The organism is Streptomyces aureocirculatus (genome assembly GCF_000720475.1).
In the GTDB taxonomy this organism is placed as follows: Bacteria; Actinomycetota; Actinomycetes; order Streptomycetales; family Streptomycetaceae; genus Streptomyces; species Streptomyces aureocirculatus.
In genome coordinates this window covers 128813-151525 of sequence record NZ_JOAP01000003.1, presented here as the reverse complement: position 1 = coordinate 151525, position 22713 = coordinate 128813, and the positions used below count along the sequence as shown (strand labels likewise).

17 protein-coding genes are annotated in these 22713 nt (G+C 68.8%); 10 read left to right on the top strand and 7 right to left on the bottom strand.

From position 1 onward, the window contains the following. Positions 1–188 precede the first annotated feature (188 nt). Positions 189–1526, top strand: a complete 1338-nt coding sequence (locus IG78_RS0103805) for an MATE family efflux transporter (protein ID WP_030559717.1) — start codon at positions 189–191, stop codon at positions 1524–1526. A 225-nt stretch (positions 1527–1751) separates the two neighbouring features. Here the strand turns inward: IG78_RS0103805 and rplI are convergent, their stop codons facing one another. The 4 genes from rplI to rpsF form a co-directional block, all read right to left on the bottom strand. Continuing rightward, positions 1752–2198 (bottom strand): 50S ribosomal protein L9, encoded by a 447-nt coding sequence (gene rplI / locus IG78_RS0103800; protein WP_030559716.1) that lies wholly within the window; start codon positions 2196–2198, stop codon positions 1752–1754. Between the two features lie 18 nt (positions 2199–2216). Continuing rightward, on the bottom strand, positions 2217–2453 hold the full coding sequence (rpsR, locus tag IG78_RS0103795; RefSeq protein WP_003949403.1) for a 30S ribosomal protein S18: 237 nt from the start codon (positions 2451–2453) through the stop codon (positions 2217–2219). Between the two features lie 72 nt (positions 2454–2525). Further along, positions 2526–3131 carry a single-stranded DNA-binding protein gene (locus tag IG78_RS0103790; RefSeq protein ID WP_030559715.1) on the bottom strand — a complete coding sequence of 202 codons (606 nt, stop codon included), beginning with the start codon at positions 3129–3131 and terminating at the stop codon, positions 2526–2528. A gap of 104 nt (positions 3132–3235) precedes the next feature. After that, positions 3236–3526, bottom strand: a complete 291-nt coding sequence (gene rpsF, locus IG78_RS0103785) for a 30S ribosomal protein S6 (protein WP_030559714.1) — start codon at positions 3524–3526, stop codon at positions 3236–3238. A gap of 265 nt (positions 3527–3791) precedes the next feature. Between rpsF and IG78_RS0103780 the strand changes: the two genes are divergently transcribed. The 3 genes from IG78_RS0103780 (at position 3792) to IG78_RS0103770 (ending at position 6570) form a co-directional block, all read left to right on the top strand. Next, positions 3792–4103: a hypothetical protein gene (locus IG78_RS0103780; protein WP_030559713.1), complete on the top strand. Its 312-nt coding sequence runs from the start codon at positions 3792–3794 to the stop codon at positions 4101–4103. 202 nt (positions 4104–4305) lie between these two features. Next, positions 4306–5427: a lipid II:glycine glycyltransferase FemX gene (locus IG78_RS0103775; protein WP_030559712.1), complete on the top strand. Its 1122-nt coding sequence runs from the start codon at positions 4306–4308 to the stop codon at positions 5425–5427. 111 nt (positions 5428–5538) lie between these two features. Beyond that, positions 5539–6570 (top strand): alanine racemase, encoded by a 1032-nt coding sequence (locus tag IG78_RS0103770; protein ID WP_030559711.1) that lies wholly within the window; start codon positions 5539–5541, stop codon positions 6568–6570. Between the two features lie 142 nt (positions 6571–6712). Here the strand turns inward: IG78_RS0103770 and IG78_RS0103765 are convergent, their stop codons facing one another. Next, a complete protein-coding gene (locus IG78_RS0103765; RefSeq protein WP_030559710.1) occupies positions 6713–8266 on the bottom strand; it encodes a glycosyltransferase family 87 protein in 1554 nt (517 codons plus the stop codon). A gap of 200 nt (positions 8267–8466) precedes the next feature. Beyond that, positions 8467–11202: a transglycosylase domain-containing protein gene (locus IG78_RS0103760; RefSeq protein WP_078964788.1), complete on the bottom strand. Its 2736-nt coding sequence runs from the start codon at positions 11200–11202 to the stop codon at positions 8467–8469. 375 nt (positions 11203–11577) lie between these two features. Between IG78_RS0103760 and IG78_RS0103755 the strand changes: the two genes are divergently transcribed. The 4 genes from IG78_RS0103755 (at position 11578) to IG78_RS0103740 (ending at position 15500) form a co-directional block, all read left to right on the top strand. Next, positions 11578–12264, top strand: coding sequence for a PadR family transcriptional regulator (locus tag IG78_RS0103755; protein ID WP_030559707.1), 687 nt, complete (start codon positions 11578–11580; stop codon positions 12262–12264). 59 nt (positions 12265–12323) lie between these two features. Continuing rightward, positions 12324–13406, top strand: coding sequence for an inositol-3-phosphate synthase (locus IG78_RS0103750; protein WP_030559706.1), 1083 nt, complete (start codon positions 12324–12326; stop codon positions 13404–13406). A 184-nt stretch (positions 13407–13590) separates the two neighbouring features. Continuing rightward, the gene (locus tag IG78_RS0103745) at positions 13591–14847 is read left to right on the top strand and encodes an MFS transporter (protein WP_030559705.1); all 1257 of its coding nucleotides are present in this window, start codon (positions 13591–13593) and stop codon (positions 14845–14847) included. Positions 14848–14978: 131 nt separating this feature from the next. After that, on the top strand, positions 14979–15500 hold the full coding sequence (locus IG78_RS0103740) for an LppU/SCO3897 family protein (RefSeq protein WP_030559703.1): 522 nt from the start codon (positions 14979–14981) through the stop codon (positions 15498–15500). A gap of 172 nt (positions 15501–15672) precedes the next feature. Here IG78_RS0103740 and IG78_RS0103735 read toward each other — a convergent pair whose 3' ends face one another. Continuing rightward, positions 15673–17139, bottom strand: coding sequence for a CCA tRNA nucleotidyltransferase (locus IG78_RS0103735; RefSeq protein ID WP_030559702.1), 1467 nt, complete (start codon positions 17137–17139; stop codon positions 15673–15675). 227 nt (positions 17140–17366) lie between these two features. Between IG78_RS0103735 and IG78_RS0103730 the strand changes: the two genes are divergently transcribed. Together IG78_RS0103730 and murJ are read left to right on the top strand one after the other, a co-directional pair. Then, a complete protein-coding gene (locus IG78_RS0103730) occupies positions 17367–19808 on the top strand; it encodes a DUF6049 family protein (RefSeq protein ID WP_030559700.1) in 2442 nt (813 codons plus the stop codon). 47 nt (positions 19809–19855) lie between these two features. After that, positions 19856–22684, top strand: a complete 2829-nt coding sequence (gene murJ / locus IG78_RS0103725) for a murein biosynthesis integral membrane protein MurJ (RefSeq protein ID WP_030559699.1) — start codon at positions 19856–19858, stop codon at positions 22682–22684. Positions 22685–22713: the final 29 nt, after the last annotated feature.

Genomic DNA, 22713 nt, shown 5'->3' with positions numbered 1-22713 from the left:
GCCCTCAGCCCACTTTCCACACACACCCTGACCTGCACTTTTCCCGTCCACCGGCTGTGCAGAAGAAAAACTTTCCCAGTCGGCCCAAGAACTTGGCGAACAGCACCCCACCCGCTGCGCCGACTCGGGCAAAGTAAGGGTCCTAAGGCAATTGCATCTCTTACCTGTGGAAGATTAGATTGGTGCTCATGACACAGGCTCCCGCGGCGCCCAAGGCCGCCCGCCGACGGCACGACCGAGAGATCGTCGCCCTCGCCGTTCCCGCCTTCGGCGCACTCGTGGCCGAGCCTCTCTTCCTGATGGCCGACAGCGCCATCGTCGGCCATCTCGGCACCGCCCAGCTCGCCGGCCTCGGCATCGCCTCGGCCCTCCTGGGGACGGCCGTCAGCATCTTCGTCTTCCTCGCCTACGCCACCACGGCCGCCGTCGCCCGCCGTGTCGGCGCCGGAGATCTGCAGGCCGCCATCCGCCAGGGCATGGACGGCATCTGGCTCGCCCTGCTCCTCGGCGCCGCCGTCATCACCATCGCCCTGCCCACCGCACCCGCACTCGTCGACCTCTTCGGCGCCTCCCCCTCGGCCGCCCCGTACGCAGTCACCTATCTGCGCATATCCATCCTCGGCATCCCCGCGATGCTCGTCGTGCTCGCCGCCACCGGTGTGCTGCGTGGCCTGCAGGACACCAGGACCCCGCTGTACGTCGCCGTCGGCGGCTTCGTCGCCAACGGCGCCTTGAATGTGCTCCTCGTATACGGCTTCGACTTCGGCATCGCCGGTTCCGCCTGGGGCACCGTGCTCGCCCAGTGCGGCATGGCAGCCATCTACCTGTACGTCGTCGTTCGCGGCGCCAAGCGTCACGGCGCCTCCCTGCGCCCCGACGCGGCCGGCATCAGAGCCTGCGCCCAGGCCGGTGTCCCCCTGCTGGTCCGCACCCTCGCGCTGCGCGCCATCGCGCTCATCGCCACCGCAGTGGCAGCCCACCTCGGCGACGCCGACGTGGCCGCCCACCAGATCGTCCTGTCGTTGTGGAGCCTGCTCTCCTTCGCCCTCGACGCCATCGCAATAGCCGGGCAAGCGATCATCGCCCGGTACTTGGGGGCCGACGATCCCCAAGGCGCTCGGGACGTCTGCCGGCGCATGGTCCAGTGGGGCTTCGTCTCGGGCGCCGTTCTGGGCCTGCTGGTAGTCGCGGCCCGGCCCGTGTTCGTCCCGCTGTTCTCCGGAGATGCCGCCGTCCAGGACGCGGCGCTGCCCGCGCTCATGGTGATAGCCCTCGCCCAGCCCATCTGCGGCATCGTCTACGTCCTAGACGGCGTCCTGATGGGCGCGGGGGACGGCCCCTATCTCGCCTGGGCCATGCTGGTCACGCTCGCGGTCTTCGCACCCGCCGCACTTCTCGTCCCCAGCCTCGGCGGCGGACTCACCGCTGTGTGGGCCGCGATGACCCTCATGATGGCCGTGCGCGCACTGACGCTGTGGGGGCGGACACGCTCGGGCCGGTGGGTCGTCACGGGCGCGACCCGCTGACGTTTCGGAGCGCTGACGTTTCAGAAGCTCACGTCCTCGAACGCTGACGTACGTCTCGGGCACCATGTTTCACGTGAAACACCCAAGTCTCACGCGGAACCGCGGCAAGTTTCACGTGAAACAACGGCAAGACATCGAAGACGGCAGAACACGGCAAAGGGGCCGCACCCGTGGGTGCGGCCCCTTCACTCAGTCCTGCAAGCCCTGCGAGCGCAATGTTGCCGCTCAGGCAGAGACGACCTCGACGTTGACCTTCGCGGCCACCTCGGGGTGCAGACGCACGGACGTCGCGTGGGCGCCCAGCGTCTTGATCGGCGAGCCCAGCTCGATGCGGCGCTTGTCGACCTCGGGGCCACCGGCTGCCTTGATCGCCGAAGCGACGTCGGCCGGGGTGACGGAGCCGAAGAGTCGACCGGCGTCGCCGGAGCGGACGGCCAGGCGGACCTTGACGCCTTCGAGCTGGGCCTTGATCTCGTTGGCCTGCTCGATGGTCGCGATCTCGTGGATCTTGCGCGCACGACGGATCTGCGCGACGTCCTTCTCGCCACCCTTGGTCCAGCGGATAGCGAACTTCCGCGGGATCAGGTAGTTGCGGGCGTAGCCGTCCTTGACGTCTACGACCTCGCCAGCGGCACCGAGGCCGGAGACCTCGTGGGTGAGGATGATCTTCATGTGTCAGTCACCCTTCCCTTATCGCGCGGTGGACGTGTAGGGCAGCAGCGCCATCTCACGGCTGTTCTTCACGGCCGTGGCGACGTCACGCTGGTGCTGCGTGCAGTTGCCGGTCACGCGGCGGGCACGGATCTTGCCGCGGTCGGAAATGAACTTCCGCAGCATGTTCGTGTCCTTGTAGTCCACGTACGTGACCTTGTCCTTGCAGAAAGCGCAGACCTTCTTCTTAGGCTTGCGCACAGGCGGCTTCGCCATGGTGTTTCTCCTGTGTGATCAAGAAGTGTGGGTACGACCCGCCTTCTCGTCCCGGGCCCGGGGGCCCAGGGCTTAGAAGGGGGGCTCGTCCGAGTAGCCGCCGCCGGAGCCGCCGGAGCTGCCGCCCCAGCCGCCACCGCCGCCACTGCCGCCCTGCTGGCCGCCGCCGGCCGGCGCACCGGTCGCCCAGGGGTCGTCGGCGGGAGCACCGCCGCCGCCACCCTGCTGCTGACCGCCACCGGGGCCACCGCCCCAGCCGCCGCCCTGCTGGCCGCCGCCACCGCCGCCGCCGTACCCACCCTGGCCGCCGCGACCGGTGGTCTTGGTGACCTTGGCCGTGGCGTTCTTCAAGCTGGCGCCGACTTCCTCGACGTCCAGCTCGTAGACCGTGCGCTTGATGCCCTCACGGTCCTCGTAGGACCGCTGCTTCAGCCGGCCCTGCACGATGACGCGCATGCCTCGCTGGAGCGACTCGGCGACGTTCTCCGCCGCCTGACGCCAGACCGAGCAGGTCAGGAACAGGCTCTCGCCGTCCTTCCACTCATTGGTCTGCCGGTCGAAGGTGCGGGGGGTGGACGCGACACGGAACTTCGCGACCGCCGCACCGGACGGGGTGAAGCGCAGCTCGGGGTCGTCGACAAGATTGCCGACAACCGTGATGACGGTCTCGCCTGCCATTGGGGGAACCTCTCGGCGGGTTTGCTGCTGGCTGCTTGTGTTGCTGCTACTCGGATCCCGAGTTCCGTCGAGCGGTGAGGCTCAACGGGTCTGAGCCAGGAGGCTCAGTGCATCTCGGGGCGGAGGACCTTGGTCCGGAGGACCGACTCGTTCAGGTTCATCTGGCGGTCGAGCTCCTTGACGACCGCAGGCTCGGCCTGCAGGTCGATGACCGAGTAGATGCCCTCGGGCTTCTTCTTGATCTCGTACGAGAGACGACGACGGCCCCAGGTGTCGACCTTCTCGACCTTTCCGTTGCCCTCACGGACGACGGAGAGGAAGTTCTCGATCAGCGGGGAGACAGCGCGCTCCTCGATGTCGGGGTCGAGGATGACCATCACTTCGTAGTGACGCATGTGGAACCCACCTCCTTTGGACTCAGCGGCCACGGTCGTTCCGTGGCAGGAGGGTCGTGATGCGTACGCAACGGTATCGGCAGCCACTGACAATCGGCTCCCGCGAACGGGAGCTCGTACTGTGGCCTGGGCAGACACCGGTGCAGACGGTACAGAGTACCTGCACCTGGGCTTCCGGTTGAAATCCGGCGGCGGACGGGCAGAATCTGTACACATCGGGTGTGTATGGCGCTACGATGCGCCGCCTTCCGCAGGAGGTGCCTCCATGGCACAAGCAATGCGACGCAACACCGCAAGTTCTCTCTTCTCCACCGACGGCAAATCCCACCCGCTCCAGGACACCCTGCTCGGTGTGACGCTGGTGCTCGGGGCCATCGCGTTCGTGACCGCGATGTTCCACCACCTGCATCTGCTGAGCTCCTGGACCGGTCTGGTGGGGATCTTCACCGGGGCCTACGGCCAGTTCATCTCGGTGACGACCCGCGAGCGGTTCTTCCTGATCGTCGGCCTCGGCGCCGCAGCGATCGGCTTCTTCCTGGGCATGGCACACGGAGGGCTCTTCGGCGGGCTCTGGTGACCCAGCCCGCGCCCGGCCGCGGTCCGGCCCCCGGCGGGGGCCGGACCGGTCGCTGAAGGGTTCCACGGCCGCCGGGCAGGGGCCGACAGGGAGCAAAGGTTCCATACGCCCAGACGGGGCGCTCACAGGGCGCAGTAGGCTTCGGCGCGAGAGCCGGAGCCCCTGAACCCATGGGGACACACCAGCCCGAGGAGCGCCGCGAATGAGCCTGACCCTGAGGACCATCAGCCGAGAGCAACATCTGGCGTACATCCAGAGCCTGCCCTCGGCCAGCCATTGCCAGGTCCCCGCATGGGCAGATGTGAAGAGCGAATGGCGCTCGGAGAACCTGGGCTGGTTCGACGACCGCACCGGTCATCTTGTCGGTGCGGGTCTGGTGCTGTACCGCCAGTTGCCCAAGGTCAAGCGCTATCTCGCGTATCTGCCCGAGGGTCCGGTCATCAACTGGTACGCCCCGAATCTGGACGAGTGGCTCCAGCCGATGCTGGCGCACCTCAAGAAGCAGGGCGCCTTCTCGGTGAAGATGGGCCCGCCGGTCGTCATCCGCCGCTGGAACGCTCCCGCGATCAAGGCCGGTATCCAGAACCCGGACGTGAAGCGGCTGCGCGACATCGAGCCCACGACCATCGAGCCGCGTGCCTTCGAGGTCTCGGACAAGCTGCGCCGGATGGGCTGGCAGCAGGGCGAGGACGGCGGCGCCGGCTTCGGTGACGTTCAGCCCCGCTATGTGTTCCAGGTGCCGCTGGCCAACCGTTCCCTGGAGGACGTGCTCAAGAACTTCAACCAGCTCTGGCGCCGCAACATCAAGAAGGCCGAGAAGGCCGGCGTCGAGGTCATCCAGGGCGGCTATCAGGACCTGGCCGAATGGCAGCGCCTGTACGAGATCACGGCGATCCGCGACAAGTTCCGGCCGCGGCCGCTGAGCTACTTCCAGCAGCAGTGGCGGGCCCTCAACTCCGAGGACCCCAACCGCATGCGGCTGTACTTCGCACGCCACAACGGCGTGAACCTTTCGGCAGCGACCATGCTGGTCGTGGGCGGGCACGTCTGGTACTCCTACGGGGCGTCCGACAACATCGGGCGTGAGGTCCGGCCCTCCAACGCCATGCAGTGGCGGATGCTGCGCGACGCCTACGCGCTGGGCGCGTCCGTCTACGACCTGCGGGGCATCTCCGACTCGCTGGACGAGACCGACCACCTCTTCGGCCTGATCCAGTTCAAGGTCGGCACCGGCGGCGAAGCCGTGGAGTACGTCGGCGAGTGGGACTTCCCGCTGAACAAGCTGCTTCACAAGGCCCTCGACATCTACATGTCGCGCCGCTGATCCCGCGCCGTCTTCTTGCGCAGTCGTCTGCGCAGTCCCTTCCGCAGTTCCTTCCGCATCTCCTTCCACACCTCTGTTACCGCAGACACCAGAAAGGTTCCGGGACCAGCCATGGCGCTCACGCTCTATGTCGACACCGCGCGCTGGCGGGCACACCAGAAGCACATGCTGGAGCAGTTCCCGGGCATCGTCCCGGTCTGCAAGGGCAACGGCTACGGCTTCGGTCACGAGCGGCTCGCAGAGGAGGCCACCCGCTTCGGGTCCGACGTGCTCGCCGTCGGCACGACCTACGAGGCCGCCCGGATCAAGGACTGGTTCAGCGGTGACCTGCTGGTCCTGACGCCGTTCAGGCGTGGCGAGGAGCCGGTGCCGCTGCCCGACCGTGTCATCCGCTCCGTGTCGTCGCTCGACGGTGTGCACGGCCTCGTGGGCGCCCGTGTCGTCATCGAGGTCATGTCCTCCATGAAGCGTCACGGCGTCAGCGAGCAGGACCTGCCCCACCTGCACGCCGCCATCGAGGACGTGCGCCTCGAAGGCTTCGCGATCCACCTTCCGCTCGACCGCACCGACGGCTCGGACGCCGTCGAGGAGGTCATCGGCTGGATGGACCGGCTGCGCGCGGCCCGCCTGCCGCTGCACACCATGTTCGTCAGCCACCTCAAGGCGGACGAACTCGCCCAACTGCAGCAGCAGTTCCCGCAGACCCGCTTCCGCGCGCGGATCGGCACGAAGCTGTGGCTCGGCGACCACCACGCGACCGAGTACCGCGGTGCCGTCCTGGACGTCACACAGGTCGCCAAGGGGGACCGTTTCGGCTACCGCCAGCAGAAGGCGGCGTCCGACGGTTGGCTGGTCGTCGTCGCGGGCGGCACGTCGCACGGTGTCGGTCTGGAGGCCCCGAAGGCGCTGCACGGCATGATGCCGCGAGCCAAGGGCGTCGCCCGCGCCGGCCTCGCGACCGTCAACCGCAATCTGTCGCCGTTCGTCTGGGGCGGCAAGCAGCGCTGGTTCGCCGAGCCGCCGCACATGCAGGTGTCGCTGCTCTTCGTGCCGTCGGACGCGCCGGAGCCCCAGGTGGGCGAGGAACTCGTGGCGCACCTGCGGCACACGACCACCCAGTTCGACCGGATCCTCGACCACTGACCCGCACGGGGCGGGTGAGCGGGAGCGGCTGAGAGGCCGCACAGGCACACGCCGGAGGGCCGGTACGCGCGACTCGCGCGTACCGGCCCTCCGGCGGTTCAGGGCGCAGCGGTCCCCTCGGCGCCGTCCCGTGCTTCCGCGCTCACGACTTTCCGTCGGGAGCCGTCCCCCACGTCACATACGCTCCCGCGCCCTCGTGCGCCTCCTGGCGTCGCGGACGTGCCGCCGGGCCGAGCACGAACACGTCCGGGGCGCCGTCAAGGACCCCTCCGGAGGGATCGTCCTCCCCGGTCCTGCGCACCACGTCCCGCTCCGGCATGTAGATGTCACGTACGACCACGGCACACAGGTACAGCGTCCCCAACAGGTGGACGGCGATGGCCAGTTGATAACCCTCGGTGGGCAGCCCCTTGTGGGCGTCGCCGCTCGTCGTGAAGGCGAGGTACATCCAGATCCCCAGGAAGTACGCGACTTCGCACACCTGCCAGATGAGGAAGTCCCGCCACCGCGGCCGGGCCAGCACGGCGAGCGGAATCAGCCACAGCACGTACTGCGGCGAGTAGACCTTGTTGGTGAGGACGAAGGCGGCGACGACCAGGAAGACCAGTTGCGCGAGCCGCGGGCGACGGGGCGCGGTCAGCCCGAGCGCGGCCACCCCCAGGCAGCAGAGCAGCATCAGGGCGGTCGCGAGCGAGTTGACCGTGTCCGTGGTCAGCGGGTCGTCCATGCGCTGGGAGAGGATCAGCCAGAACGAGCCGAAGTCGACCCCGCGTTCCTGGCTGAACGTATAGAACTTCGCCCAGCCCTCGCGGACGTGGAAGCCCGCCGCGTCATGGCTGATCATCACGGGCAGGTTCACCGCGAGCCAGGCGCCCACCGCGCTCGCGGCAGTGGCCCAGAGGGCCCGCCACCGCCCCGTACGCCAGCACAGTACGAGCAGGGGCCCGAGCAGGAGCGCCGGGTACAGCTTCGCGGCGGCTGCGAGACCGATCAGGATGCCCGCGGAGACCGACCGCTCCCGTGACCACATCAGCATGGCCAGGGCCGTGAGGGCGACCGCGAACAGATCCCAGTTGATGGTGGCCGTCAGCGCGAAGGCGGGAGCCAGGGCGACGAGCAGGGCGTCCCAGGGGCGGCGGCGGTGGATGCGGGCCACGCAGACGGCGATGATGACGGCGCAGACCATCAGCATTCCGGCGTTGACCATCCAGTAGAACTTCTCCTGGTGCTGAATGCTCCCGCCGTCCGGCGTCAGCCAGGCCGCCACCTGCATGAACAGGCCGGTAAGCACCGGATACTCCAGGTACTCCATGCCGACGTCGTCGGGCAGCCGGTCGAAGTACGGCACAAGCCCGTCGGCGAAGCCCCGCCCCTGGTAGAGATGCGGGATGTCGGAGTAGCAGGCGTGCGTGTACTGCGAGCTCGCGCCCACGAACCAGCCGCCGTTGTAGCACGGTGCCTTCTGCACCATCCCGAGCGCGAACATCCCGATGGCGACCAGTGCGATGACGCGTACGGGGGTCAGCCGACTCGTCGCCAGCAGGGCTCTGCGGCCGATCGGTCCACCGAACAGTTCACTGCCTGCCGTGGCGACCTTGTCCTGTTGCGTGGGCAGCACAGGCTGCGGCGCTCGCTCGGTTGCTGGCTGATGCGCGCGTGTGGGGGGCATCTTCTCTGCGCTGGGCATGGCGCACATCCTGCCGTACAGGTCTGAGAACTCCGATGGAACGTGCCCGAGAAGTCCCGGTTTCGCCCCGACAGGTAGATCCGGGCCGCGTGATGTCCCCCTGCGTCGCTCCGGGTGGGATACACAAGGCCGCCGCACCTCACCAGGTGCGGCGGCCTTGTTTCACGTGAAACACGCCGTTTCACGTGAAACGTACGCACGGCGGAGGGTCAGTCGTTCGGATCGCCGAACCATCCGCCCTCGTTGTCGTTGTTGCCGTTGTTCCCGCCGTTGCCGTTGCCGTTGCCGCCGTTCGGCGGTCCTGTGGTCGGTGTGGGCTCTCCTCCGCCGGGTCCACCGTTGACGCCACCGTTCTCCACACCGCCGTTGTTGTTGCCACCGTCGTTGCCGCAGCCCGGTTCCCAGTCCTTGCAGGTCTCGGTGGGGTCGGGCGACTTCGTCGGCGTCGACGGGGTCTCACTCGGCTTCTTGGTCTCCTTGGTCGGCGACGGAGGATCGCTCGGCTCCTCGGTCTCCTTGGTCGGTGTCGGAGAGGGGGGCGGCGGGGTATCCCCGACGACCTCACCGATCGGCTGCGGCACGGGGAACTTCAGGGCCGGCTCTCCCTTGAGCGCGTCACTCATGTAGTCCCGCCAGATCTGTGCGGGGAACGAGGCGCCGTGGATCTTCTTCTCGCCACCGGTGCCGAACATCTCCAGGAACTCACGCTTGCTGTTGTTCTCGTCGTCGTCCAGCCTGTACATGCTGATCGCCGTCGACAACTGCGGGGTGTAGCCGACGAACCAGGCGGACTTGTTGCCGTCGGTCGTACCGGTCTTGCCCGCCACCTGGCGGCCGGGGAGCTGCGCCGCGGAGCCGGTGCCCTTCTCGACGACGGTCCGGAGCACGTCGGTGACGTTGTCCGCCACCTCGGGGGAGAAGGGACTCTTGGTGTCGACGTCCTGGGTGAAGATCGTCTCGCCCTCCTTCTCGACCTCCTTGACGGAGTACGGGTCCCGCTGCTTGCCGCTGGCGGCGAACGTGGCGTAGGAACCGGCCATGCGGATGGCGCTGGGTGACGAGGTACCGAGGGAGAAGGACGGGTAGGTGGCGCCCGCCATGGTCCGGTCGTCCCTGAGGCCGGCGTCCATGGCCGCACGCTTCACCTTGTCGAGCCCGACGTCCATGCCGAGCTGGACGTAGGCCGAGTTGACCGACTCCCGCATCGCCTCGCGCAGGTCGATCTTGAAGGTCGGCGCGTTGTACGACCTCTGGCCGTCGTTGGTCTGCAGCCACTCCTTGCCGTTCTTGTCCTGCCAGACCGTGCCGTCGTACTTCTTGATCTTGAGCTTGTTCTTGCCGCTGTACAGGCTCTTCGGGTTGACGACGGTGCGTTCGCCGTCGCTCTGCACCTCGCCGCCGGTCTCCTTGCGGATGCCGTTCTTGAAGGCCGCCGCGAGCACGAAGGGCTTGTACGTCGAACCGACCTGGGCGCCGGTGATGTCCGCGTTGTTGGTGAAGTGCTTGGTCGCGTCCTCACCGCCGTAGATGGCCTCGATCGCGCCGGTCCTCGGGTTCACCGAGGCGCCACCGAACTGGACGTGCGTGTCCTTGTCCGGGCGCAGCTTGGGATCGAGTTTGGCCTTGCGGACCTTCTGCACGGCCTTCTCGAGCTGCGCGACCTTCTTCTTGTCGAAGGTCGTGTGGATCTCGTAGCCACCCTGTTCGAGCTGACTGGCGGTGATTTTCCCGTCGCTGGTGTTGATGACGTACGCCTTGGCGAGCGAGACCAGGTAACCGATCTGACCGCTCAGTTTCACGTTGGAGCGGGGGCTCTGCAGCTTCGGGAACTCGGTGTACTTGTTGCGGACCTCGGCGCTCAGACGGCCGTCCTTGACCTCCTCGTCGAGGACCCACTTCCAGCGCTTCTCGGCGCGCTCCTTGTTGGCCTTCGGGCTGGCCGCGGGATCGATCTCCGGGTAGCCGGCCGGGTCGTAGTACGTGGCGCCCTTGAGCACCGTCGCCAGGAGGGCGCACTCGCTCGGGTTCAGCTTCTCCGCGTCCTTGCCGAAGTAGGCGCGCGCGGCGGCCTGGATGCCGTAGGCGTTGCGGCCGTAGTAGGCGGTGTTCAGGTACCCCGCCATGATGTCTTCCTTGCTCACCTCCCGGCCTACCTTTATGGAGATGAACAGTTCCTTGAACTTACGGGTGAACGTCTGCGACTGGTCGTCGAGGCGGGCGTTCTTCACGTACTGCTGCGTGATGGTCGAGCCGCCCTGGGTCTGACCGCCCTTCGCCATGTTGACGAAGGCGCGGGCGATGCCCATCGGGTCGACGCCCTTGTCCTTGTTGAAGGACTTGTTCTCCGCCGAGATGACGGCGTTGCGCATGGCCTTCGGGATGTCCGCGTACTTGATGATCTGGCGGTTGGTCTCACCGCCCGTCGCGACCATCTGCGAGCCGTCGGCCCAGTAGTAGACGTTGTTCTGGGCCTTGGCCGCCTTGGCGACCTCCGGGACCTCGACGAGGGCGTACGCGATGCCCGCGACCGCCATCAGGCTGCCGAGGAAACCGACGAACAGGCCGGTGACCAGACGCCACGAGGGGATCCAGCGCTTGGCCCCGTACTTGCCCGCACGCGGGTAGTCGATGAAGCGCTTCTTGGCGGGATCATGGCCACTCCCTTTGCCGCGCCCCCGGCCGGCGCCGCTCTCCATGGCCCTGCGGCGGCCGCCACCACCTCCCACGGAGCCGTTCCGGGCAGCGCGCCGGGCCTCGGCGCGCCCGCCGTAAGGGCGCTCCTCTCCCTCGGGAGCCCCCGGTCCGTGTGCCGGCGGCGAGGCCGGTGATCCAGTGGCGCCACGCGGTGCTGCGCGGCGGCCCGACGGCGCGCCGGATGCGCCACGCCTGGCCGCGGCACGTCCGCCGCCCTGCGGCTGCGGCGGTTTGCGACGGTGCTCGCTCATCGAACGACTACTCCTCGGGCAGGCGCGGGCCCCCGCGCCTGGAAACGGCGGCTGGCTTCCGGACCCCCCGATGTACGGATGCGGCCGTACCGGCACTCATCCGCACTGCACCGGGAACGACGACGCGACCACGCGTCACTTGGTTCCCGGCGGTATTCATGGCGCACAGACTACGCACCGTCAAAACCCTCTTAGGACCGAAGTTCACCCCAAAACAGGCAAGTTACTTCCTACGAATCGGTGATGTGACGCCGTTCACCGTGCCCCCTCTTGTCGCAGGCGCAACGTCGTTCTATCGTCGTGATGTATCGAGCCGATACATCAGCTCGTCATAAACGGCCGTGTGCGGCAAACTGGAACAGACGGGAGGCAGCGATGAGCAGACGCTCCGGCATCCTCGAGTTCGCCGTCCTCGGCCTGCTCCGGGAGTCTCCGATGCACGGCTACGAGCTGCGTAAGCGGCTCAACACCTCACTGGGCGTGTTCCGCGCCTTCAGCTACGGGACTCTCTATCCCTGTCTCAAGACTCTGGTCGCGAGCGGCTGGTTGATCGAGGAGTCGGGAACTGCCAACGGAGAGGTTCTGGCGGCCCCCCTCACGGGCCGTCGCGCCAAGATCGTCTATCGGTTGACGGCAGAAGGTAAGGAACACTTCGAGGAACTGCTCTCGCAGACCGGCCCCGATGCGTACGAGGACGAGCACTTCGCCGCCCGCTTCGCCTTCTTCGGGCAGACCTCGCGGGACGTACGGATGCGGGTGCTCGAGGGCCGCCGCAGCCGGCTCGAGGAGCGCCTCGAGAAGATGCGCGCATCCCTGGCCCGCACCCGGGAGCGCCTCGACGACTACACGCTTGAGCTGCAGCGGCACGGTATGGAGTCCGTGGAGCGCGAAGTGCGCTGGCTGAACGAGCTCATCGAGAGCGAGCGCGCGGGACGCGACCAGCAACGGTCCGGCCCCGAAGGCTCCGCTCAGCAGAACAGCACATCTGGGGAGTCGGGCGTCCTGCCCCGGCGGCGGGGCAGCACCCCGCCGCCGGATGCGTCCGACGACACCACCAAGTGAGGCCCCGCATTCGGCGGGGTCTCATCCGGAATACCGAGATCACACAGGGAGCAACCGGAATGGGTTCGGTTCGCGTAGCCATCGTCGGCGTGGGCAACTGCGCCGCCTCGCTGGTCCAGGGCGTCGAGTACTACAAGGACGCCGACCCGGACGCCAAGGTCCCGGGCCTGATGCATGTCCGGTTCGGCGAGTACCACGTCGGTGACGTCGAGTTCGTCGCCGCCTTCGACGTCGACGCGAAGAAGGTCGGCCTCGACCTCGCGGACGCCATCGGCGCCAGCGAGAACAACACCATCAAGATCTGCGACGTGCCGAACACCGGCGTGCAGGTCCAGCGTGGCCACACCCTCGACGGCCTGGGCCTGTACTACCGCCAGACCATCGAGGAGTCCGCCGAGGCCCCGGTCGACATCGTCCAGATCCTCAAGGACAAGCAGGTCGACGTCCTCGTCTGCTACCTGCCGGTCGGTTCCGAGGACGCCGCGAAGTTCTACGCGCAGTGCGCCATCGACGCCAAGGTCGCCTTCGTCAACGCCCTCCCGGTCTTCATCGCCGGCACCAAGGAGTGGGCGGACAAGTTCACCGAAGCCGGTGTCCCGATCGTCGGTGACGACATCAAGTCCCAGGTCGGCGCCACCATCACGCACCGCGTCATGGCGAAGCTGTTCGAGGACCGCGGTGTCCGTCTCGAGCGCACCATGCAGCTCAACGTCGGCGGCAACATGGACTTCAAGAACATGCTGGAGCGCGACCGCCTCGAGTCCAAGAAGATCTCGAAGACGCAGGCTGTCACCTCGCAGATCCCCGACCGCGAGCTGGGCGAGAAGAACGTCCACATCGGCCCGTCGGACTACGTGCAGTGGCTCGACGACCGCAAGTGGGCGTACGTGCGCCTCGAGGGCCGCGCCTTCGGTGACGTCCCGCTGAACCTGGAGTACAAGCTCGAGGTCTGGGACTCCCCGAACTCCGCGGGTGTCATCATCGACGCCCTGCGCGCCGCGAAGATCGCCAAGGACCGCGGCATCGGCGGCCCGATCCTGTCGGCGTCCTCGTACTTCATGAAGTCCCCGCCGGTGCAGTACTTCGACGACGAGGCCTACGAGAACGTCGAGAAGTTCATCAAGGGCGAGGTCGAGCGCTAGATCCGGCGCCGCTGCCGGTGCGAGACGCGCGCTGGACCGTACGCTGAACCGCGTACGGGCGTGCGCTGTACCGCGTACGACTGTGCGCTGGTCCGACACCATGGGCTGGCCACGCCGAACGGCAGTTGAGGGCCCCCGGGGCATACGCACCCGGGGGCCCTTCGCGTATGTGAGGCTGTGCGCCATGTCTGTCGCCGGTGACCTGCGTGTTCTGCTGCGGCTGCGGGACTTCCGGCGTCTGCTCGCCGTGCGGCTCGTCTCCCAGGGCGCGGACGGCGTCTACCAGGTGGCGCTCGCCGCATACGTGGTCTTCTCGCCGGAGAAGGAGACCTCGGCCGCCGCGATCGCCTCCGCCATGGCGGTGCTGCTTCTGCCGTACTCCCTGGTCGGCCCGTTCGCGGGTGTCCTGCTCGACCGCTGGCGCCGCCGTCAGGTCCTCCTCCACGGCAATGTGCTGCGGGCCGCGCTCGCCGGCACGACTGCCGCCCTGATGCTCGTCGGAGCGCCGGACTGGCTCTTCTACGCGTCCGCGCTGTGCGTCACGGCCGTCAACCGCTTCGTCCTTGCCGGACTCTCGGCGTCCCTGCCCCGTGTCGTCGACGCCGATCGCCTGGTGCTCGCCAACTCCCTCTCCCCGACCGCCGGAACGCTCGCGGCCACCGCGGGCGGGGGCCTCGCCTTTGTGCTGCGCATCGTGGTGGCCGACTCCGACGCGGCCGTCGTCCTGCTCGGCGCCGCGCTCTATCTGTGCTCGGCGCTCGCCGCGCTGCGCATCGCCCGTGAACTGCTCGGCCCCGGCCCCGAGATGGTGCAGCCCCGCCTGGGCACGGCGCTCGCGGGGACCGCGCGCGGCCTGCTGGAGGGCGTACGCCATCTCGCCTCGCGTCGCCCCGCCGCGCTCGCCCTGGTGTCGATGACGCTGATGCGGTTCTGCTTCGGCGCGCTGACCGTCATGGTCCTGATGCTGTGCCGGTACGCGTGGGGGACCACGGAGGACGACGGGCTCGCGCTGCTCGGGGTCGCCGTGGCGGTCTCCGGCGCCGGGTTCTTCGTGGCGGCGCTGATCACTCCCTGGGCGGCCGGGCGGTTCGGGCCGCACGGCTGGCTCGTGCTGTGCGCGGGAGCCGCGGCCGTCCTCGAACCTGCGCTGGGGCTGCCCTTCGCACCGGCGCCGATGTTCGTCGCCGCCTTCGTCCTGGGTCTGACGACTCAGGGCGCGAAGATCGCCACGGACACGGTCGTCCAGGAGGCCGTGAACGACGGTTTCCGCGGCCGGATCTTCTCTCTGTACGACGTGTTGTTCAATGTCGCCTTTGTCAGTGCGGCCGGAGTGGCGGCGTTGATGCTGCCCCCTGACGGCAGGTCGGCGCCGCTGGTCGTCACGGTGGCCTTGATCTACGCAGCGATTGCTGTCGCTATGACCAGGTTTGACAATCAGTAAGTGTCACATCAGTGCCACAGAGCCTTTTCCGGCTTCAGTCCGCGTACAGGAGGCCGATAGCTTACGGGGGGTCAATTCGCGCCATCGCGCAACCAACCCGCATGCCGTGCACTCTCTTTAGGGGGATTTCCGTGTCCACTCCGCCGCCCCAGGGCGAGAACCCGTTCGCCCAGGGCCAGCAGCCCTACGGTCAGCCACAGGGCGGTGCCCCCTACGGCCAGCCCCAGCAGGGCGGCGCGCCGTACGGTCAGGCTCCCGGCGCGCCCTACCCGCCCCAGCCGGGCGCCCCTCAGCAGGGCGTCCCCTTCTACCAGGGCGGCCCGGACCCTGCGGCACCCCGTAAGGGCAAGAAGAAGCTGATATTCGGCATCGTGGCGGTCGTGGCCGTCGCCGCGATCGTGGGTGGCGCGGTGTGGGCGGGCCAGGACGAGGCGGCTGCCGCCGAGGTCGGCGACTGCATGAGCATCGGGAACCCGGAGAGCGCGACGGACCCCGATCTGAAGATCGTGGACTGCGGCGACAAGGACGCCAAGTACAAGGTCGCCGAGAAGAAGGACAGCGGCACCTGCGACATCAAGAAGTACGCGACGTACCGGGAGACCGGTGGCAGCAACGACTTCACGCTCTGCCTGGAGCCCTACAGGCAGCCGTAGGTCTCCGCAGCTACCGAGGGGCGATGTTTCACGTGAAACATCGCCCCTCGGCGTACGCGTACAGAGCAGAGTGCTGTGTTTCACGTGAAACACAGCACGCCCCCCGCCCACCGCGCAGGTCGGACCCCCACACCCCACCGTGCCGGTCAGCCTCCGCACCTCACCGTGCGGATCAGTCCTCCGCCGCCCACCACTCCTTGAGTGCCGCCACCGCCGCATCCCGTTCCATCGGCCCGTTCTCCAGGCGCAGCTCCAGGAGGAACTTGTAGGCCTTGCCGATCACCGGGCCCGGGCCCACGCCCAGGATCTCCTGGATCTCGTTGCCGTTGAGGTCGGGGCGGATGGAGTCCAGCTCCTCCTGCTCCTGGAGGCGGGCGACGCGCTCCTCCAGGCCGTCGTACGCGCGTGAGAGAGCGGTGGCCTTGCGCTTGTTGCGGGTCGTGCAGTCGGAGCGGGTCAGTTTGTGGAGCCGGTCGAGCAGCGGACCGGCGTCGCGTACGTATCGGCGTACCGCCGAGTCCGTCCATTCGCCCGTGCCGTACCCGTGGAAGCGCAGGTGCAGCTCGACCAGGCGCGAGACGTCCCTGATGAGCTCGTTCGAGTACTTCAGGGCCGTCATGCGCTTCTTGGTCATCTTTGCGCCGACCACCTCGTGGTGGTGGAAGGAGACCCGCCCGTCCTTCTCGAAGCGGCGGGTCCTCGGCTTGCCGATGTCGTGCAGCAGGGCCGCGAGCCGCAGCGTCAGGTCCGGTCCCTCCGTCTCCAGCGCCATCGCCTGTTCGAGGACGATCAGGGAGTGGTCGTAGACGTCCTTGTGACGGTGGTGCTCGTCGCGCTCGAGGCGCAGTGCGGGCAGCTCCGGCAGGACATGGCCGGCGAGCCCGGTGTCCACGAGCAGGGCGAGACCCTTGGCGGGGTGCGCGGACAGGATCAGCTTGTTCAGCTCGTCCCTGACCCGTTCGGCGGAGACGATCTCGATCCGCCCGGACATCGCCTTCATCGCGGCGACCACTTCCGGGGCCACCTCGAAGTCCAGTTGCGCGGCGAACCGCGCGGCCCGCATCATCCGCAGCGGATCGTCCGAGAAGGACTCCTCGGGCGTGCCCGGCGTGCGCAGCGCGCGCTCGGACAGGTCGTCCAGGCCACCGTGCGGGTCGATGAACGCCTTCTCCGGGAGCGCCACGGCCATCGCGTTCACGGTGAAGTCCCGACGGACGAGGTCCTGCTCGATGGAGTCGCCGTAGGAGACCTCGGGCTTGCGCGAGGTCCTGTCGTACGCCTCCGATCGATATGTCGTCACTTCGACCTGGAAGCTCTGCTCGGCGCCGTCCACCAGCGCGTCCTTCTGGCAGCCCACCGTGCCGAAGGCGATCCCCACCTCCCACACCGCGTCCGCCCACGGACGGACGATCTTCAGCACGTCCTCGGGACGGGCGTCGGTGGTGAAGTCCAGGTCGTTGCCGAGCCGGCCCAGGAGCGCGTCCCGGACCGAACCGCCGACCAGGGCGAGCGAGAACCCGGCCTCCTGGAAGCGGCGGGCGAGGTCGTCGGCGACGGGGGAGACCCGCAGCAGCTCGCTCACGGCGCGCTGCTGCGCCTGACTCAGGGCGCGGGGATTGTCTTCGTTGGCGTTCGGCACAACAGAAAAGGGTACGTGCCCCGGGCCACCGCGGCCGCCCGGATTTCCAGGGCCCCCGTCCGGGGTGTCCACACCGCTCACCACGGCCGTCGCCGGTGCGGCTGACCGATGTTGCGATCTTGTGGAGCAGTCCGCGGCACTTAGGCCCGGCGCACCTCGTTACCATGCGTGGACGCAGCGAACGACAAGCACCGACATAGCTGACGACGACGAGGGACGGGCGACGCGTGGCCGAGGCGGCAGACTTCCCGGGGACCAGCCCCTCACCTGCCCGCCGGTGGTTCCGGCGCACAGCGGCACTGCTGGCCGGAGCACCGCTGCTCGCCGGTCTGCTGCAGGCGCCCGCAAGCCCCACAGCGTCCGCGGCCACCCCCGGAGCGAGCCTGGCCGCGACCGGCGCCACACACCGGGCCAGTGGCGCGGTGAGCGGCCAGAAGACCGCCTCGCGGCCGAAGACCGCTGCCACCGGATCCCGCACCGTCAATGTGTCCCTGAACTCCCTCACCCCCAGCGCACCGCGCGAGGGCGACACCGTCACCGTCTCCGGCACGGTCACCAACGAGGGTCGCCAGACGATCACCGGCGCCCGGGTGGGCCTTCGCATCGGTTCCCCCCTCGGCGGCCGCACAGCCATCGACAGCGCCGCGAAGCGGACCTCGTACCAGCCCGGCGCAGAGGGCAGTGAGGTCGGTGGGAAGTACGCCGAGCAGTTCTCCCGGCTCGCCCCGGGGGTCCGGCAGGACTTCAGCATCTCCGTGCCCGTGAGCGCCCTGGACCTGGGCCTTGACGGGGTCTACCAGCTCGGGGTCACGCTGACCGGCCAGACGGCGGCCCAGCCCTTCCCGCAGGTGCTCGGCATCGAGCGGACCTTCCTGCCGTGGCAGGACGGCGCGGCCGGCACGAAGACCAAGACGACGTTCCTGTGGCCGCTCATCTCGTCCACGCACCTCACCGCGCGGACACGTTCGGACGAGGAGCAGACTCCGCTCTTCAAGGACGAGAGCCTGGCCAAGGAGCTCCAGCCTGGCGGACGCCTGCAGCAGCTTCTGACGCTCGGCTCCCAGCTCGACGTCACCTGGGTCGTGGACCCCGACCTGCTGGTCTCCGTCGATGCGATGACGACGAGCTACGACGTCCAGGGCGCGGACGGCACCCCGGTCGCGGGCAGGAACCAGGCCGTCGCGAAGCAGTGGCTCAACCAGCTCCAGAAGGCCGTGAAGGGCAAGAAGGTCGTCGCGCTCCCCTTCGCGGACCCCGACCTCGCCTCGCTCGCCCACAACGGCAGGCCTGTCACCGGCTCCCTCGGCCACCTCAAGGAGGCCACCGAGGTCGGTGCCCAGTCGGTGAAGGACATCCTCACCGCCAAGGTCAGCACGGACTTCGCCTGGCCGGCCGAGGGGGCGATCGACCCGTCGGTCGTCGACATCGCCACGTCCGCGGGCGCGCACTCGGTGATCGCCCGCAGCGACAGCCTGGGTGAGACGGCCGGCCTTTCGTACACGCCCAACGCGGCACGGCCCATCGGCGGCGGCACCACCGCGGTGGTCGCCGACTCCCGGCTCTCCACCGCCTTCCGCGGCGACATGACGAGCGCCGAGAACTCCACGCTCGCCGTCCAGGAGTTCCTGGCCCAGAGCCTCATGGTCACGCTGCAGGACCCGGGCAGGCAGCGCAGCATCGTGGTGGCGCCGCAGCGCATGCCCACCGCCAGCCAGGCCCAGTCGATGGCGCGGGCGCTGACCGCCCTCGACGACAAGCGCTGGTCGCAGCCGCAGGACCTGCAGGCGGCGGCCAAGGCCCAGCCGGATCCGGCCGCCACCACGCAGGTCCCCTCGACCGGTGCCTACCCGTCGTACCTGCGCAGGCAGGAGCTGCCCCGCTCGGCCTTCCAGGAGGTCCAGGACACACAGGAGAAGCTGGACCGCTTCAAGCAGATCCTCTCCGAGCCCGACCGCGTCATCACGCCGTTCGGGCGGGCGATGGACCGTGAGCTGGCCGCGTCGTGGCGCGGCCGCCCGGCGGAGGCACAGAACTTCCGCAAGGGCGTACAGGGCTATCTGACCAGCCTCACCCGACAGGTGAAGCTGATCAACAAGTCCGACGTGAAACTGTCGGGCCGCAGCGCGACCATCCCGGTCACGGTGCAGAACAACCTGGTCCAGGGCGTCGACCACCTCATGCTGCGCCTCACGTCGACCAACCCCACCCGTCTGAAGGTCGGCGACGGGCTCTACGAGGAGCAGCCGGTCAAGATCACCGGCGGTGGTCACACCCAGTCCGTGAAGTTCACCACCACGGCCAACGCCAACGGCCCCGTCACGGTCTCGGCCCAGCTCTACACCGAGGACGGACAGCCCTATGGCGCCGCCGTCCGCTTCGACGTCAACGTCACCGAGTTCACCGCCACCGTGATGCTGGTCATCGGTGGCGGCGTCCTGCTCCTCGTCCTCGCCGGGTTCCGTATGTACACGCAGCGCAAGCGCGCGGCGCAGCGGCGGGCGGAGGCGGGCCCGGACGGCGGCCCCGACGGGGACGCGGGCGACGCCTCAGGAACCACTCCCGACCCCGAGCCCGGCTCGGACGATCCCGAGCAGCCGAGTGACCCGACCCCGGACACCGCACCGGAAAGCACCGAGCCGTCGCACACGGGTGAGAGAGTGGACCGTTGAGCGATGTCGTGGCCGGTGGGCCCGCGGACCATGAGGTGGGGTAAACCATGAACGCGCCGTACGACGGTGAGCGCGGCCAGGGCGCGGGCAGCTCCGGTTCGGCCGGGGGCCCGCCGCCCGGCACTCCTGAGGACGGTCAGGTGCCGCCGCAGCACGCGCCGGACGCCTATCTTCAGGACGCGTACGCCCAGGACCCCTACCGGGCCCAGGACCTCTCGGCCCAGGACCCGGTGGCCGAGGCGCTCTACGACCGCTCGGCACACCCCCCGCCCGCGCCCGGCAGCTACCCCGACCCGCAGCAGCTCTACGGACAGCCGCCGTCGTCGCAGTACCAGCCCGACCCGCGCGTGTGGGCCCAGCCCCCGCCCCCCGAGCCGGACGGCGCGACCCGTCATCTTCCGTACGGCGACGACCCGCGCACCACGCAGTACGTGGGCGTGGACGACCTCGTCACGCAGGCCGGCGAGGAGCGGCACCAGCCGGACGCCTTCGCCCACCTCTTCCGCGACCAGCAGGCCGGCGGCTACCAGGACCCGGGCGCCGGTGCCTACGGCGACCCTCGCGCGCAGCAGTCCCCCGGGTACCCCGGGCAGCAGCACGCCGGATACCAGGGCCAGCAGCCCGACCAGGGACAGCAGGCGTACGGCGGCCACCAGGACCAGCAGGGTGGCGGGCACGGCGACTACCAAGGGCAGCACGGCGGTCAGCACGCCGGGTATCAGGGACAGCAGCACGCCGGCTACGAGGGACAGCAGCCCGGCTATCAGGGCCAGGGCCACCAGGAGTACGCCGGGTACCAGGGCCAGCAGCAGGGCGGCGGCTACGCGTATCCGCCGCAGCACGGCCAGGCGAGCTTTCCGGGCCCCCCGCAGGCAGGCCAGGAAGGCTATGCGGACCCCCTCCAGGGTCAGGGTCAGGCGGGCTACGCGGACCCCCAGCAGGCCGGGTACGCCGGTCAGCAGCAGGCCGGGTACGACCAGCACGGCACGCCGTACGCGCAGAACGACGCCTACGGACATCAGCAGGCGGCTCAGTACGCGCACCAGCAGCAGGGTGCCCCGTACGCCGACCAGCAGGGCGGCGGGTACTACCAGGATCCGGGCCAGTACCCGGACCCGAATCAGGGTGGCTACCACCAGGACCCGCAAGCCACCGTCGCCCGTCCGTCCGCGGAGCCGGCCGGCGCCCCGTCCGTGCCCGCCCCGGCCAAGCCGCCCGCCCCCGCGGCCCCCGCGGGGAAGTCCGGTGGTAAGGCCTCGGGTCTGCTGAAGTCGAGCGCGGTGATGGCCGCGGGCACGATGGTGTCCCGCCTCACCGGCTTCGTCCGTTCGGCCATGATCGTCTCGGCCCTGGGCATCGGCCTGCTCGGCGACACCTTCATGGTGGCCTACCAGTTGCCCACCATGATCTACATCCTCACCGTCGGCGGCGGCCTCAACTCGGTGTTCGTGCCGCAGCTCGTCCGCGCCATGAAGGACGACAAGGACGGAGGCCAGGCCTACGCCAACCGGCTCCTGACGCTCGTCATGGTGGCGCTCGGCGTGCTCACGCTGCTCGGCTGGTTCGCCGCGCCGCAACTTGTCCACCTGCTCTCCACGCCGGTGGCGAGCGACCCGGCCGCCAACGAGGTCGCCGTCACCTTCGTCCGCTACTTCCTGCCCTCGATCTTCTTCATGGGCGTACACGTCGTGATGGGGCAGATCCTCAACGCCCGCGGGAAGTTCGGCGCGATGATGTGGACCCCGGTCCTCAACAACATCGTCATCATCGCGACGCTCGGCATGTTCCTGTGGGTGTACGGCACGTCCGAGAAGTCGGGCATGCGCGTCACGTCCATCCCCGACGACGGCGTGCAGCTCCTCGGCGTCGGCGTGCTGCTCGGACTCGTCGTCCAGTCGCTCGCGATGATTCCGTATCTGCGCGAGACCGGCTTCAGGCTCCGGCTGCGCTTCGACTGGAAGGGCCAGGGACTCGGCAAGGCCGCCAAGCTGGCCAAGTGGACGATGCTCTTCGTCCTTGCCAACCAGGCGGGCGCGATCGTGGTGATCCAGCTCGGTACCGCGGCGGTCAAGCACGGCGGCATGGACGGCACCGGTTTCGCCGCCTACTCCAACGCCCAGCTCATCTGGGGGCTGCCGCAGGCCATCATCACGGTCTCCCTGATGGCCGCCCTGCTGCCCAGGCTGTCGCGCTCGGCCCACGAGGGGGACAACGGCGCCGTCCGCGACGACATCTCCCAGGGCCTGCGCACCTCGGCCGTCGCCATCGTGCCGATCGCCTTCAGCTTCGTCGCACTCGGCATCCCGATGTGCACCCTGATGTTCGGCTCGTCCGGCGTCAACGCCGCCACCCGCATGGGCTACATGCTGATGGCCTTCGGTCTTGGCCTCATTCCGTACTCGGTGCAGTACGTCGTCCTGCGTGCCTTCTACGCCTACGAGGACACCCGCACCCCCTTCTACAACACGGTCATCGTGGCCGCCTTCAACGCGGCCGCCTCCGGGGCTTGCTACCTGGTGCTGCCCGCCCGCTGGGCCGTGGCGGGCATGGCGCTCTCGTACGGCGCCGCCTACGCGATCGGCGTGGGCGTCGCCTGGCAGCGGCTGCGCAAACGCCTCGGCGGCGACCTGGACGACGCCAACGTGATCCGTACGTACGCCCGGCTCGCGATGGCCTCCGCTCCGGGGGCGATTCTCGGCGCCGCCGCCGGGTACGCGATCACGAAGGCGCTCGGTCAGGGCATCATCGGCTCCCTCGCCGCGCTGATCGTCGGCTTCGCCGTCCTCTTCGGTGTCTTCTTCCTCGCCGCACGGCGCATGCGGATCCAGGAGCTGAACTCCCTGGTGGGTATGGTGCGCGGACGGTTGGGACGCTGATGTGAAGGAGTCCGCACAACCATCGTCGG

What these genes read in the sequence shown, in the direction of transcription:
- IG78_RS0103805 (WP_030559717.1), top strand. Translation starts at nt 189, where the DNA reads ATGACACAGGCTCCCGCGGCGCCCAAGGCCGCCCGCCGACGGCACGAC.
- rplI (WP_030559716.1), bottom strand. Translation starts at nt 2,198, where the DNA reads ATGAAGATCATCCTCACCCACGAGGTCTCCGGCCTCGGTGCCGCTGGC.
- rpsR (WP_003949403.1), bottom strand. Translation starts at nt 2,453, where the DNA reads ATGGCGAAGCCGCCTGTGCGCAAGCCTAAGAAGAAGGTCTGCGCTTTC.
- IG78_RS0103790 (WP_030559715.1), bottom strand. Translation starts at nt 3,131, where the DNA reads ATGGCAGGCGAGACCGTCATCACGGTTGTCGGCAATCTTGTCGACGAC.
- rpsF (WP_030559714.1), bottom strand. Translation starts at nt 3,526, where the DNA reads ATGCGTCACTACGAAGTGATGGTCATCCTCGACCCCGACATCGAGGAG.
- IG78_RS0103780 (WP_030559713.1), top strand. Translation starts at nt 3,792, where the DNA reads ATGGCACAAGCAATGCGACGCAACACCGCAAGTTCTCTCTTCTCCACC.
- IG78_RS0103775 (WP_030559712.1), top strand. Translation starts at nt 4,306, where the DNA reads ATGAGCCTGACCCTGAGGACCATCAGCCGAGAGCAACATCTGGCGTAC.
- IG78_RS0103770 (WP_030559711.1), top strand. Translation starts at nt 5,539, where the DNA reads ATGGCGCTCACGCTCTATGTCGACACCGCGCGCTGGCGGGCACACCAG.
- IG78_RS0103765 (WP_030559710.1), bottom strand. Translation starts at nt 8,266, where the DNA reads ATGTGCGCCATGCCCAGCGCAGAGAAGATGCCCCCCACACGCGCGCAT.
- IG78_RS0103760 (WP_078964788.1), bottom strand. Translation starts at nt 11,202, where the DNA reads ATGAGCGAGCACCGTCGCAAACCGCCGCAGCCGCAGGGCGGCGGACGT.
- IG78_RS0103755 (WP_030559707.1), top strand. Translation starts at nt 11,578, where the DNA reads ATGAGCAGACGCTCCGGCATCCTCGAGTTCGCCGTCCTCGGCCTGCTC.
- IG78_RS0103750 (WP_030559706.1), top strand. Translation starts at nt 12,324, where the DNA reads ATGGGTTCGGTTCGCGTAGCCATCGTCGGCGTGGGCAACTGCGCCGCC.
- IG78_RS0103745 (WP_030559705.1), top strand. Translation starts at nt 13,591, where the DNA reads ATGTCTGTCGCCGGTGACCTGCGTGTTCTGCTGCGGCTGCGGGACTTC.
- murJ (WP_030559699.1), top strand. Translation starts at nt 19,856, where the DNA reads ATGAACGCGCCGTACGACGGTGAGCGCGGCCAGGGCGCGGGCAGCTCC.